Source organism: Streptomyces sp. NPDC048349 (assembly GCF_040651925.1).
Classification (GTDB): domain Bacteria; phylum Actinomycetota; class Actinomycetes; order Streptomycetales; family Streptomycetaceae; genus Streptomyces.
Map to the genome: position 1 here is coordinate 16,191 of NZ_JBEZLA010000077.1, position 12,838 is coordinate 29,028.

Genomic DNA, 12,838 nt, shown 5'->3' on the forward strand with positions numbered 1-12,838 from the left:
TTACTCGCCGTCTGCCGCTGCGTCGTGGCCCTTGATGTGGCGGGCGGGGTTGAGGTGTTCGTCGAGCATCTGGACGGCCCAGAGGAGGCTCTGGGTGCCCTCGTGCTTGACCATGCCGGGGCTGACGCCGAGGCGGAAGCCTCCGGGGAGGGGCTTGCCCTCGGGAGTGCGGGGGAGGAAGTCGAGGGGACTGGGGCCGTCGGAGAGGTAGACGGCGCAGTCCGAGAGGACCGCGATGGGGTGCAGGCCCGCCGTGGTGGCGAGCTTGTTCATCTTGCGGTGCATGTTGACGCGGGCCGTGGCGATGACCGCGGCACGGATGTCGGGACGCCAGGTGGGACGTTCGAGGGCGGGCCAGCGCTCGCCGGGGCGGTAGCCGGCGCCCTGGGGGCGTTCGCGGAGCTTGCCGATACCGCCCTTGACGGTGGACTTGATCGCCGAGAGGACCGCTGCGGGGACGGGGCTGTGGTGCTCCGACCGGGCCGCCATCGCCTGGAGGAACTCGTCCTCCGTGAGGGCCGGGGTGATGCCGAGGTCGGCCATCGTGGCCATGTAGGCGTCGCGCAGGCGGGTGTACCAGGCGTCGAGGTACGGGCCGTGGTCGAGGCGGAGCCAGGCCTCGGCGGGGCGGACCTCGTGGCCGAGTTCCTGCGCGTAGGCGAGGGTCGGGGTGGCGTACCAGGCGGGGCCGGTCGGGGGCTTGCCGTGGGGCGTGAAGGGGCTCGGGAGCCGGGGGTCGAGGGTGAGGGAGGAGAGGTCGGCCAGCCAGCAGCCGGGGGTCTTCGGGTCGAAGCGGGGGTTCGTACGGTGCGTGGCGGGGCCCAGGCCGACGGTGAGGCGGTTCGCGGCCGCGGCGAAGGCCATGTTCACGTCGATGCCGACGGCGTGGGTGCGGGCGCACTCGGCGTCGGTGAGGAGCTCCGGGTCGCGGATCCAGTCGTACGCCTCCTCGTCGAGGACCTCGTCCGGGGTGCGCTGGTGCGAGCGGGGGTAGAGGGCTGCGACCACGGGGTGCTCGTCGGGGGCTTCCGGGGGAGCGGGGTCGACGGGGTGGGTGAGGGAGCCGGCGACGGGGGCGGATTCCCAGGCGTTCGTCACGGGGTTGCGGGCGGCCCGGGTGGGGGGGCGCAGGGCCGTCATGAGCTCGAGGCCGGTGACGGCGGTCGAGCCGCGGGGGGTGAGGACGCGGGTGGCGTAGGTGGTGAGGAGCGCGGCGAGTTCGGGGGCCGGGAGGTCGGCGGTGTCCTCGCCCCAGGCGCGGGGGTCGAGGGCGCCCCAGGGGAGGACCGCGAGCTGGACGCACTGGCGGCCGGTGGTGGGGGTGGCGGGGCGGTAGATGCGGGCCCAGGGACCGAAGCCGCGGCGGGTGAGCTGCCACTTGGCCTTCGTGAGCCGGCGGATGGCCGGGTGGTCGTCGGGGAGGCGGAGCCCGCGGCGGTCTTCGAGGGTGAGGGGCAGGCCCAGCCGTTCCACGGCGGCGGCGGTGAGGACGAGGAGGGGGTCGCCGTCCCTGCCGTTGCGGTGGAGGCGTGGGGAGCGGAGGTTCGCGTGCGGGCCGAGGGCCCAGGCGATGAGGGCGGGGAGATCCTCGGTGGGGTGGTCGAGGACGAGGCCGCCGGTGGTGTGGGCTTGGCCGGTGCCGTCGAGTACGGCGAGGGGGCCGTTCCCTGCCGGGGGCGTGGGGTGGGGGGTGGCCGGAGTCGTGGGGCGGGGGGTGCGGGTGCGGGCCTGCGGCGCTGTTCCCCTACCCGCCCCTTCCCGAAACTGGGGCTCCGCCCCAGACCCCGGGTGGGGGGAGGCGTGGCCCGCGGGGGCGGGCCCGGTGCCTGCGGCGCGGGCCGGCGGGGGCGGCGTTGCGGTGCTCGGTGGGGTGGTCGGGTGGGGGTCGGGCGCAGGCTCGGGACGTGGTGTGGCGACCGGCGGTGTGGCGACCGGCGGTGTGGGGGTGGGGGCCTCGGGGTGGGTGCGGTCGGGGAGGAGGGCGGGTGCGAGCGCCGGGGAGGCTTCGGCGTTAACGCCGTTAACGGCGTTAACGCTCGGGAGGGGGGTGCGGGGCTCGGGGGCCGCAGCGTTAACGGCGTTAACGCCGTTAAGGGGGGCGGGGGGGTGGGAGGGGGTCCCGCTGTCGGTGGGGGATGCGGCGTTAACGGCGTTAACGGCGTTAAGGGGGGCGGGGGGTTGCGGGAGGGCGCCGCCGTCGGGGGGGAGTTCGGCGTTAACGGCGTTAACGCCGTTAACGGGGTGGAGGGTGGCGAGGCCCTCCAGGAGGCGGGCGTAGGCCGCACGCTTGGGGGGGCGGGGGGAGGTGCGGCCGGTTTCCCAGGAGGTGACCGTTTCGCGACGGACCAGCAGGGCCTTGGCGATCTGGTCCTGGCTCAGGCCGGCGGCCTCGCGGAGGCGCTTGCGCTCGTCCGGGTGCGGGAGCGGGTCCTGGGCGGCTTCCTCGAGCAGGGCGTCGACCGCTGCGAAGAGGCTCTCTTGTTCGTTCGGCATGGCTACCTCCGGGTGCAGCCTATGTGAATCGCACCGCTGAACGCACATGAAACACACGTGGGGGCGTTAACGGCGTTAATGCCGCCAGCGCCCCCGGCGTGGGTGGTGCCTCGAGATGCCCGGCTCAGATCCGCATCAGGAGGAGTTCCGTGACGGCCTTCAGGTCGTCCGGGGTGAGGTGCGCCGTGAGGGCGTCCGCGATGGTTTCCGGGGAGATCGTGGAGATCGTGATCCGGGGGGACGGGGTGGGGGACGGGGTGGGGGAGGGGGTGGGGGAGGGGGGAGGGGTTGAGGGAGACGCGTGGGGCGTGGGGGGCGTGGGGGGCGTGGGGGAGTTAACGGCGTTAACGCCGTTAACGGGCTGAGGAGTGCGTTGGCGGGGGGGATTGACGGCGTTGACCGTCTCTTCTGCGGCGGCCTCCTGGACCTCCTGGGGAAGGCGGCCGATGCGGCGGGCCGGTTCGACCTTCAGCTCGCCCGTCTCGACCTTCTCCTGGAGGGCCGGGGTGAGGTTCAGGAGGGTCAGGCGCTGGGAGACCCAGGCCGCCGTCTTGCCGAGGCGCTTGGCGACCTGGGCCTGTGATCCGTGGACGTCGACGAGAGCCTGGAGGGCGCGGGCCTGGTCCATCGGGGCCACGTCCACGCGGTGGACGTTGGCGATCAGGGCCGACTCCAGGATGTCCGCCGCCGACGCGGACAGGGCGTCGTTCACGTGGATGTGCAGCGTCTTGAGGCCGGCCTTGTGGGCGGCCGCCAGGCGGCGGTTGCCGTCGATCACGACGTACGGGGCCCGGCCCAGGCCGTCGGTGGCGCCCGGGTGGGCCTCCATGAAGGCCATGCGGGTGGCGACGGCGAGGGGCTGGAGCTGGCCGCGGGCGACGAGGGACTGGGCCAGCTCGTCGATCTCCGTGAGGTCCTCGCGGAGGTTGAAGGGGTTGTGGGCCAGGGCCTCGATGGGAACCTCGGACGGGGGGACCACGCCGGAGGTGGGTGCGCCGGTGGCCTCCGCGATTGCCGCGCGGCGGGAGCTGACGCCAACCGGCTGGGCCCGGGCGAAGGATGCCGAGACGCCGAGTTTGTCGGCCTTGCTGCTCATGAGATCTCCCGGGCGAGGGCGCGCAGGGCGACCGCTTGGTCGCCCTTGGGGGCGTAGACGAACAGGGGTTGCTTCACGCGGACGGCTTCGCGCTGTTCCTTGAGGTCGGGGACGACGGCGACGACCCGCGGGTCTTTTATGTCCATCCAGGCCTGGAGGGAGGAGGTCGCGATGTACCCGCGGCGGCCGTCGTAGAGGTTGACGACGAGGCCGAGGTAGTCGATGTCGAGGCTGAGGTCGTCGCGCAGATCGTTGATCTGGGAGGTGAGGAGGTCGTAGGCGTCGGCCGAGGAATCCTCCGCCTGTACGACGATCAGCGCGCCGGAGGCGCCCGGCTGTTCGGTGTCGCGGCGGCGCCCGTAGTAGATGGCGGCGTCCATGCTCAGGCCGAGGCTCGGGGGGCAGTCCACGAGGATGACGTCGTAGTCGGACTCGACCGGGGCCAGGGCGCGTTCGAGGGCCGCCTCCCGGGCGCGGACGGTGGAGAGGCGGACGTCGAGGAGGAAGGCGTCCGTGCAGGCGGGCAGGATGTGCAGCCGGTCGCCGAAGCGTTCGTCCGCGATGGGGACGATCAGGTCGGACAGGGGGCCCTTGGCCTCGCCGGCCATGTGGCAGGTGAGGCTGTCGCCGCCGATCGGGAGCGGCTGCTGGCCGAGCTGCTTGGTCAGGTGGCCCTGCGGGTCGAAGTCGATCAGCAGCACGCGCATGCCCAGCCCCGGGAGGTCCTCGAGGTCCAGGGTGGCGGACGCCGGGTCGGGCTGCTGTTCCTCGTCCGACGTGAGGCGGGCCAGTTGGCGGGCGACGCGCACCGGGTGGAGGGTCGAGGGGTCCTCGGCGAGGGCCTCGGCCGTGCCGGCGGTGATGGCGGTCTTGCCGACCCCGCCCTTCTGGTTGCACACGATGATGCGGCGTACGACCGAGGGCCGCTTGACCGTGGGGGCCGGGTTCATCTCCAGCCAGAGGCTGACGGCCTGCGCGAGACCCTGGATGAGGGAGACGCCGCGGTGCTTGGAGTCGGTGCGGAAGGACTCCCACTGGCCGGCGGGCAGCCAGGTGGAGAACGATTCGGCGCCGGACGTGTCGACGGGGGAGGGGGCGGAGGCGAGCGCGCTCCAGTGGCTGATCCCCTGGTGGACGGCATCCTGGATGTCCACCCGCAGTTGGGCGGTGCGGATTTTCAACTCCTGGCGCAGCCACGGGGGAAGTTTGGAGACGACCTTCTCTCGGTCGCTCTGAGACGAGGGCGAAGTCATGAGAGGGACTTTACTAACGTTCAGGGGCGTGCGTGGGCGCCACGCTTGGGTTTTGCTAACGAAATGGCGCGCTTCTGGTTCCGACGCGCGACAGGGCGGCCTCGCACACGCCGTAGCGAGCACCCCCGTGGTTCACCACGGCGTATGCGAGGCCGCCCTGGAAACGCCGTCAGGCGGGCAGAGCGAGTTCGGCCCGGCACTCGGGCGAGCCCGCCGGGTCGAACAGGTGGATCCGGTCCGTCGGCACGATCCCGGGGAGCAGCAGGTTCCACAGATCGGTGATCCGGGTGTGCAGGTCCTCGCGGCCGGTGCGGACGTGCGAGGTGATCTGGATGCCGGTGAACGCGCCGACCAGGAAGGTGGAGACGTCGTAGGCGTTGAGCGACGGCAGTATGTCACCGCGTTCCTGGGCCGGTGTCAGACAGACGTGGCAGGTGTCGATCCAGGTGTTGTACGGGGCGGGGTCGGGCCGGGTGAAGGAGCCGAACTCGACGACCAGGCGGATGCCGGCCCGGATGCGGACGTTGGTGCGCAGTCCGAACGCCATCTGGTGGCTGAGGTCGATGGCCGTCTGGAGCCCGGGGTTCTCGATGGCGGGGATGTTCTGGGAGACCTGGAACTGCTCTTCGATCAGGGTGCGGGCGAGGGCTTCCTTGGACTGGAAGTGGAAGTACAGGGCGCCCTTGGTGACCCCGGCGTACCGGACGACGTCGCTGAGGCTGGTGCCGTCGAAGCCGGAGTGGTCGAAGGCGGTGGCCGCGCCGTCCAGGATGGCCTGGCGGGTGATCTCGGCCCGTTCCTGCCTGGCCCTCGCCACGTGCGTGTCTCCCGAATTGCTTGGTGCGGGGAGCGGTTTCCCCGAGGGGCAATGTAGTGGGAGCGGGGGAAAAAAACCAGTCGACAGGTATTTTTTTAGAGGCGGCCGGGGTGGGCTGGCTCGGGGGTCTGGTGCGGGGCTTGCCGTTAACGGCGTTAACGCCGTTAACGGTCGGGTGGGAGCGGCGGGGCATGATCGGCCCGCGGGGTGGGGTGTTAACGGCGTTAAGGGCTGGGTCCGAACCGGGGGCGTTAACGGCGTTAAGGGTCGGTCCGAGCCGGGGGGCGTTAACGGCGTTAATGGTCTCGGTGGTGGGGTCCGCGTCGGTCCCGGCCCGGGTGGGAGCGTTAACGGCGTTAACGGCGTTAATGGTCCGGGCTGTCGTTCGGGTCACCAGGTCACCAGGTCACCGGGTCACCGGGTCACCGGGTCGGCGGGGGCGGAGCGTTAACGGCGTTAATGGCTGGGGCCGGTGCCCGTCGGGCGGGGTGTCCGGGCGGGCGTGTTAACGGCGTTAACGGTGCGGGGCGTTAACGCCGTTAACGGTGGCGTGGAGACCGGCCTAGCATCGGGGGGCATGAGCGATCTTGGGGAAGGGCTGCAGGGGTTTCGGCTCGATGTGGCGCAGGAGGAGCTGGACGATCTCGCGGAGCGGCTGGGGCGGGTGCGGTGGCCCGATGAGCTGCCGGGGGTGGGGTGGGCGTACGGGATTCCGCTCGGGGAGATGCGCGAGAGCGTCGAGTACTGGCGTGATGCGTACGACTGGCGGGCGGCCGAGGCGCGGCTGAACGAGTGGCCGCAGTTCACCACCGTCATCGACGGGGCCCGGGTGCACTTCGCGCATCTGCGGTCGCCCGAGCCGGGAGCCAGGCCCCTGCTGATGACCCACGGCTGGCCGGGGTCGTTCGTCGAGTTCCAGCGGGTCGCCGGTCCGCTCACCGACCCTCGGGCGCACGGCGGGGATCCTGCCGACGCCTTCCATCTGGTGCTGCCGAGCATTCCCGGCTTCGGGCTCTCCGGGCCGACGACCGAGACCGGCTGGGAGTTCAAGCGGGTCGCGCGGGCCTTCGGAGTGCTGATGGAGCGGCTCGGGTACGAGCAGTACGGGGTCCAGGGCGGCGACTGGGGGGCCGCGATCTCGCGGGAGCTTGGGCGGATCCGGCCGCGGAACGTGGTCGGGGTGCACCTGAACCTGTTGCCGGGAGCCGGGGCGACCCGGGAGCCGGACGCGGAGGAGCTGGCCGCGCTGAGCCCGGCCGAGCGGGAGCGGACCCTCGCGTCCTGGGAGCGGTACCGGGTCTGGGCGCGCGAGCGGCAGGGGTACGCCGACATCCAGGCGACCCGGCCGCAGACCCTCGCGTACGGGCTGAACGATTCGCCGGTGGGCCTGCTCGCCTGGATCGGCGAGAAGTTCGCCGAGTGGAGCGATCCCGGGTGCCCGATCGACCGGGACCAGATGCTGACCAACGTGATGCTGTACTGGCTGACCGGGACGGCCGGCTCCGCCGCCCGGATCTACTACGAGCGGGCGCACGCCGACTACTTCGGGCAGCCGCTCGAGGTGTCGCGGACCCCGACCGCCCTGGCCGACTTCCCCCGGGACAACTTCGTCCCGCTGCGGCACATCGCCGCGCGGACCGACACCATCGTGCGCTGGACCTCCTACGACCGGGGCGGGCACTTCCCCGCCATGGAGGTGCCGGAGCTGTTGGTGGGGGACGTGCGCGCCTTCTTCCGGGAGGTGTGATGATCACCCGATGATCGACGAACAGAGAACGAAGCCCGTCCTGAACGGCGACGAGCGGGCCACCCTGACCAGCCTCCTGCAGCGCCAGCGGGACACCCTGATGATGAAGTGCGCGGGTCTGACCGACGAGCAGCTGCGGCGGAAGGCGGTGGCCCCGTCCGGGTTGAGCCTGCTCGGGCTGGTGCGGCACCTGGCGGAGGTGGAGCGCGGATGGTTCCGCAACGTCGTGGGCGGTGAGGACGTGCGCGGCTACTTCCCGAAGAACGAGGCGGGGGAGCGGACGGAGTTCCACGTCGAGGACGCGGATCCGGCGGAGTCGTTCCGGATCTGGGAGGAGACCTGTGAGCGGTCGAGGAGGATCGTGGAGGCCGCCGAATCCCTGGATGTGACGGGCTACTTCGGCGACCAGCCGTACTCGCTGCACTACGTCCTGACCCACATGATCGAGGAGTACGCCCGGCACAACGGGCATGCGGACCTGTTGCGCGAGGCGATCGACGGGGTGACGGGGGAGTAGGGCGCGGGGTCCTGGGGCTTCGGGCTCCGGGCTTCGGTCCCCGCGGTCAGGTCTGGGAGGCGCCTCCGGCGCGGGTCACGGCGTCCAGGGCGAGCTGCCACGGGAAGTGGGGCGGGGCGTCCGGGCCGGCCGGGCCGGGGGTGAAGCCGGACTCGCCGTAGAGGACTTCGACTCCGGCGGTGCGCAGGACGGCCAGGGACTGGTCGAACTGCGGATGTGCGGCAAGGGCGGCGTTCGTGCAGGGCATGGCGACGACCGGGGTGCCCTTGCCGATGGCCTCGGCGGCGACGCCGACGGCGAAGCGGTCGGTGAGGCCGAGGGCCCAGGAGTTCACCGAGTTGAACGTGACCGGGGCGAACAGCAGGGCGTCGGCCGGGGGCCATACGTCGTCCTCCCCGGGCAGCTTGTACTGCCAGCGCACCGGGTGGCCGGTCAGGGCGGCCAGCCCGTCGAGGCTCCCGGCCACCCAGTGCGCCGCCGTGGGGGTGAGCCCCAGGCAGACGTCCCAGCCGCGGGCCTGGGCGTCCTCGATCACATGGGCTACGTCGAAGACGGGCGGGGCCGCGGAGCAGAGCAGGTAGAGAGTCTTCGTGGTCATGTCACCATATGATCATATTGCTCAACCTCAACCATGCTTGAGGGAGCGGGATGTGTCAGGACGTCCCGGCCGAAACGCGGGTACCGGTCGCGTGCCGCCGCTGCTCCAACCCGCCACCCAACCCCCCACCAGCGTTCGGGCCGCAGGGCGCGGCATCTGAAGATCCATCCGTTTTTCTCCCGGGGGAGCGATGAGTTTCGGGAGCGGCCCCGGTCTGCCCCTGTGAATGCGGGAACGGAGGATGTGGACGGTGTCCACATCCTTGGGTAGGCTGCGGAGCGTCCGATGTGGACGCCGTACACATTTAAGGGGAACCGTCATGCGCAAGGTCATCGCCTCGATCTTCATCTCGGTCGACGGCGTCTTCGAGGACCCGAGCTGGTCGATGCCGTTCTGGAACGAGGAGGCCTCGGAGTTCGCCGGCAAGCAGCTCGCCGCCGCCGACGCGCTGCTCCTGGGCCGGGTGACCTACGAGGGCATGGCGCCGGCCTGGACCGCCCGCGCCGAGGGCGCCGACGCCGGTACCGAGCGCATGAACGCGATGCCGAAGTACGTCGCCACCCGCACCCTGGACACCCCCGAGTGGAACGCCACCTTCCTGACTGGGGACCTCGCCTCCGAGGTCGCCGAGCTCAAGCGCCAGGACGGGGGCGACCTGCTGGTCTACGGCAGCGGACAGCTCGTCAACTCCCTGCTCGCCCACGGACTCCTCGACGAGCTGCGCCTGTGGACCCTGCCGGTCGTGCAGGGCAAGGGCCGCAAGCTCTTCGGCGAGGACTCCCCGGTCACGACGCTGCGGCCGATCGGCACCACGACCTTCGGCAGCGGCGCCCAGGTGCACGCCTACGCCCCCGCCGCGACCTCCGCCTGAGAAGAACCAAGAGGACGAATGACAACGAAAGAGAAGGGACGTTACGACATGGCCGAGCCGGTGAAGGGCCCCGCCAGCTACTTTCCCTCGATCGAGAAGAAGTACGGCCGTCCGATCGCGGAGTGGAAGGACCTCATCCGGTCCTCCCCGCTGACCGGGCACATGGAGCTCGTCTCCTGGCTGAAGACCGAGCACGGCCTGGGCCACGGACACGCCAACGCGCTCGTCGCGCACACGCGCGCGGAGAACGGCGGCGGCAGCGGCGGCGGCAGCGGCGGCCGTTAGACGCTCGCGTATGGAGGTGAGCTTTTCGGCTATGTTCCGTCCAGGGCGGCTGGACTTGACTGTCCTCATGACGCAGACGACGAACCATCCCACGCAGGACGCCGCGCAGCACACCACCCTCGTCATCGGGGGCACCGGCAAGACCGGGCGGCGCGTTGCGGAGAAGCTGACCGCCCAGGGCCGCCCGGTGCGGATCGGATCCCGTCGCGGGTCCCCGGCGTTCGACTGGAACGAGCCCGCGGGCTGGCCGGCCGCGCTGGAGGGCGCGGACCGGGTGTACGTGACCTACTACCCCGACCTGGCCTTCCCCGGCGCCGCGGAACAGATCGGCGCGTTCGCCGAGGCGGCCGTGGCCGCCGGGGCGCGCCGCCTGGTGCTGCTCTCCGGGCGCGGTGAGGAGGCCGCGCAGCACGCCGAGGAGCTCCTGAAGGCCTCGGGCGCCGAGTGGACCGTCGTGCGGGCGAGCTGGTTCAACCAGAACTTCGACGAGAGCTTCTTCCTGGAGCCGGTCCTGGCCGGCGAGTTGGCCCTGCCGACCGCGGAGGCCGTCGAGGCCTTCGTCGACGCCGACGACATCGCCGACGTGGTCGTGGCCGCCCTGACCGACGAGCAGCACATCGGCAGGACGTACGAGCTGTCGGGCCCGCGCCTGCTGAGCTTCTTCGACGTCGCCGCCGAGCTGTCGAAGGTGACCGGCCGTGAGATCTCCTACGTCCCGGTTTCCGACGAGGCCTACCGCGCGGTGCTGCGCGAGAACGGTCTGCCGGAGGAGTTCGCCGACCTCTTCACCCTGATCCTGGACGGGCGCAACGCCCACCTGGTGCACGGGGTGCAGGAGGTGCTGGGGCGCGCGCCCAAGGACTTCGCCGACTTCGCCCGGGAGGCCGCCGCGACCGGGGTGTGGGACGTACGGTCCTGATATGGACACGCTGACCGGTCTCCTCGAAGGCCCGGGCGCCCGGGGCGCCTTCCTCCAGAAGTCCCTCCTCAACCCGCCGTGGGCGATGCGCATCGAGGACCGTGCCCCGCTGTCGGTGGTGACGATGGTGCGCGGCTCGGCATGGCTGTTGCCCGACGCGGGGGAGCGGGTGCGGATCAGCCCCGGGGACGTGGCCGTCGTACGGGGACCCGAGCCGTACACGGTCGCCGACTCCCCGCAGACCCCCGTGCAGATCAGGGTGGGGCCGGACCAGCGGTGCAGCACCCAGGCGGGGGAGGACGTCAGCGACTCCATGCTGCTCGGGGTACGGACCTGGGGCGAGGGCCGGCAGGCGGAGGGCTCCGCGGTGATGCTGAGCGGCACCTACACGGCGCCGACCGAGATCGGCCGGCGGCTGCTGGGCGCGCTGCCCACGATCGTGGTCCGCCCGGCGGGGGCGGCGGACGCCGCTTTGATCGCGCTGCTCGCCTCGGAGATCTCCCGGGACGAGCCGGGCCAGGAGATCGTCCTGAACCGGCTGCTCGACCTGCTGCTCATCGGTGTGCTGCGGGCCTGGCTCGCGGCCCCGGGATCGGGCGCCCCCGCCTGGCACCGGGCGCAGAGCGATCCGGTGGTCGGCCCGGCGCTGCGGCTGCTGCACGAGGACCCGGCGTACGGGTGGACGGTGGAGGAGCTCGCCGCCAGGACCGGTGTCTCCCGGGCCTCGCTGGCCCGGCGGTTCACGGAGGTGGTGGGCGAGCCGCCGGTCGCCTACCTGACGGGCTGGCGGTTGGCGCTGGCGGCGGACCTGCTGCGCGAACCGGACGCCACCGTCGCGACGGTGGCCCGCCGGGTCGGGTACGGCAGCGCGTTCGCGCTGTCGGCGGCCTTCAAGCGGGTACGGGGCGTCAGCCCGCAGCAGTTCCGTTCGGGGGCGGCGGCCGCGGCGGGAGCGGCGGCGGCCGCGTGCGGACCACCGCGCACCGTGGTCCTCCCGGAAACCGAGACGGCCTGATGCTCTGACCGGCCGACCTTTCCCGTCAGAGAACTAGACGTGCTGTCCGGACAGGAGCAGTTCGCCGACGCGCTGGTCGCCGCTGAGTTCGCCGGTGTGGCGGAAACCCAGGCCCAGGTAGAAGGGCTCGGGGCTGCCGTCGCCCGTGTCCCAGGTGACATACGCGCGGCCGGCGCCGCGGCGGCGGAGCTCCTCGACGACCGCGGCGACCGCGAAGCTGCCGTACCCCTTGCCCTGGTGGGCGGCGGAGACGTTCAGGCGCCAGATGCCGGAGCGCCGGTCGGCGGGGTCGCGGGCCGGGTTCCACTGGATGTCGAGGAAGGCCATCACGAAGCCGACCACCTCGTCGCCGTCGACAATGGCCCGCGGCCAGGCGACGTCCCCGTGGACGTACGCCTCGGCCAGTGACTTCACCACCGGGGAGACGAGGTGCGACTGATCGGGGCGCACACGTATCGCGCAGACCGCGTCGATGTTCTCGGCGGTCACGGGTTCCAGGCGGGGGGCTGGGGTGCTGGTCATCGCCTCAGCGTAGGACCTCTCCCGCCGCATGACGTCGTTCCACCCACTCAAGACGAGGATGCAGCGCATGGATACCGCCCACCGCTCCGGCAACACCCGGCTCGCCACCGTACTGATGGTCCTCTCGACGGTCCTCGTCGGGCTGATGGCCGGTCTGTTCTTCGCCTTCGACGTCTCGGTGATGCCGGGCCTGGCCGCGGGCGACGAGCGGACCTACGTGAGCGCCATGCGCGGCTTCAACACGGCCATCGACGGCAACCCGCTGTTCGGGACCGCCTTCGTGCTCGCGCTGCCGGCGGCCGCGGCCTCGGCGGTCGTCGAACTGCGCGGGGGGCGGCGCGGCACCGCGCTGTGCGTCGGGGTGGCCGCGGCGGCGTACCTGGCCGTCCTCGTGCTCACCTTCGCGGTGAACATCCCCCTCAACAACCAGCTCGCCGAGGCGGGCGCCGTCGCGGACATGCGGGACTTCGGGATCGTGGAGGAGTTCAAGACCACCTGGGTCACCACGAACATCGTCCGCACCCTGCTGAGCACGGCCGCCCTCAGCGCGCTCGCCCGGGCCCTGGTCCTGTACGGCCGGGCCACCCCGGGCGGGCGTCCCTGAGGCTGGGCACTAGGGGGTGTCTGACGGAGGTCCGTGGTGAAGGAGCGGTGTCCGGTGCGTGCTCTCGGCGTGCCGGCCGGATGCCCCCGTACTGGACGTAC

General features: G+C 71.8%; 13 protein-coding genes. 7 read left to right on the forward strand and 6 right to left on the reverse strand.

All coding sequences use genetic code 11. From position 1 onward, the window contains the following. From AB0D44_RS30275 to AB0D44_RS30290, 4 genes are all read right to left on the reverse strand, one after another. A complete protein-coding gene (locus AB0D44_RS30275; RefSeq protein ID WP_362596762.1) occupies window positions 1-2,493 on the reverse strand; it encodes a helix-turn-helix domain-containing protein in 2,493 nt (830 codons plus the stop codon). Window positions 2,494-2,617: 124 nt separating this feature from the next. Beyond that, window positions 2,618-3,589 (reverse strand): ParB/RepB/Spo0J family partition protein, encoded by a 972-nt coding sequence (locus AB0D44_RS30280; protein WP_362596765.1) that lies wholly within the window; start codon window positions 3,587-3,589, stop codon window positions 2,618-2,620. Continuing rightward, window positions 3,586-4,842, reverse strand: coding sequence for a ParA family protein (locus tag AB0D44_RS30285; protein WP_362596768.1), 1,257 nt, complete (start codon window positions 4,840-4,842; stop codon window positions 3,586-3,588). Before AB0D44_RS30285 ends, AB0D44_RS30280 begins: the two co-directional genes overlap by 4 nt. A gap of 169 nt (window positions 4,843-5,011) precedes the next feature. Continuing rightward, a complete protein-coding gene (locus tag AB0D44_RS30290; RefSeq protein ID WP_362596771.1) occupies window positions 5,012-5,659 on the reverse strand; it encodes a ScbR family autoregulator-binding transcription factor in 648 nt (215 codons plus the stop codon). A 577-nt stretch (window positions 5,660-6,236) separates the two neighbouring features. Here AB0D44_RS30290 and AB0D44_RS30295 point away from each other — a divergent pair. Beyond that, window positions 6,237-7,406 (forward strand): epoxide hydrolase family protein, encoded by a 1,170-nt coding sequence (locus tag AB0D44_RS30295; protein ID WP_362596774.1) that lies wholly within the window; start codon window positions 6,237-6,239, stop codon window positions 7,404-7,406. A 10-nt stretch (window positions 7,407-7,416) separates the two neighbouring features. Beyond that, the gene (locus tag AB0D44_RS30300) at window positions 7,417-7,923 is read left to right on the forward strand and encodes a DinB family protein (RefSeq protein ID WP_362596777.1); all 507 of its coding nucleotides are present in this window, start codon (window positions 7,417-7,419) and stop codon (window positions 7,921-7,923) included. Between the two features lie 46 nt (window positions 7,924-7,969). On the opposite strand, the gene AB0D44_RS30305 is transcribed toward AB0D44_RS30300, so the two are convergent. Then, window positions 7,970-8,521, reverse strand: a complete 552-nt coding sequence (locus AB0D44_RS30305) for a flavoprotein (RefSeq protein WP_362596780.1) — start codon at window positions 8,519-8,521, stop codon at window positions 7,970-7,972. Between the two features lie 319 nt (window positions 8,522-8,840). Between AB0D44_RS30305 and AB0D44_RS30310 the strand changes: the two genes are divergently transcribed. The 4 genes from AB0D44_RS30310 to AB0D44_RS30325 all read left to right on the forward strand — a co-directional run bounded on the left by AB0D44_RS30310 (window position 8,841) and on the right by AB0D44_RS30325 (window position 11,611). Beyond that, window positions 8,841-9,392, forward strand: a complete 552-nt coding sequence (locus tag AB0D44_RS30310; RefSeq protein ID WP_362596783.1) for a dihydrofolate reductase family protein — start codon at window positions 8,841-8,843, stop codon at window positions 9,390-9,392. A 48-nt stretch (window positions 9,393-9,440) separates the two neighbouring features. Beyond that, window positions 9,441-9,677, forward strand: coding sequence for a DUF4287 domain-containing protein (locus tag AB0D44_RS30315; protein WP_362596798.1), 237 nt, complete (start codon window positions 9,441-9,443; stop codon window positions 9,675-9,677). 67 nt (window positions 9,678-9,744) lie between these two features. Beyond that, window positions 9,745-10,596, forward strand: a complete 852-nt coding sequence (locus AB0D44_RS30320) for an NAD(P)H-binding protein (protein ID WP_362596786.1) — start codon at window positions 9,745-9,747, stop codon at window positions 10,594-10,596. Between the two features lies 1 nt (window position 10,597). Beyond that, window positions 10,598-11,611 carry an AraC family transcriptional regulator gene (locus tag AB0D44_RS30325; RefSeq protein WP_362596789.1) on the forward strand — a complete coding sequence of 338 codons (1,014 nt, stop codon included), beginning with the start codon at window positions 10,598-10,600 and terminating at the stop codon, window positions 11,609-11,611. A 33-nt stretch (window positions 11,612-11,644) separates the two neighbouring features. Here AB0D44_RS30325 and AB0D44_RS30330 read toward each other — a convergent pair whose 3' ends face one another. Then, on the reverse strand, window positions 11,645-12,133 hold the full coding sequence (locus AB0D44_RS30330; RefSeq protein ID WP_362596792.1) for a GNAT family N-acetyltransferase: 489 nt from the start codon (window positions 12,131-12,133) through the stop codon (window positions 11,645-11,647). Window positions 12,134-12,200: 67 nt separating this feature from the next. On the opposite strand from AB0D44_RS30330, the gene AB0D44_RS30335 reads away from it, so the two are divergent. Beyond that, window positions 12,201-12,737 carry an anthrone oxygenase family protein gene (locus tag AB0D44_RS30335; RefSeq protein WP_362596794.1) on the forward strand — a complete coding sequence of 179 codons (537 nt, stop codon included), beginning with the start codon at window positions 12,201-12,203 and terminating at the stop codon, window positions 12,735-12,737. Window positions 12,738-12,838: the final 101 nt, after the last annotated feature.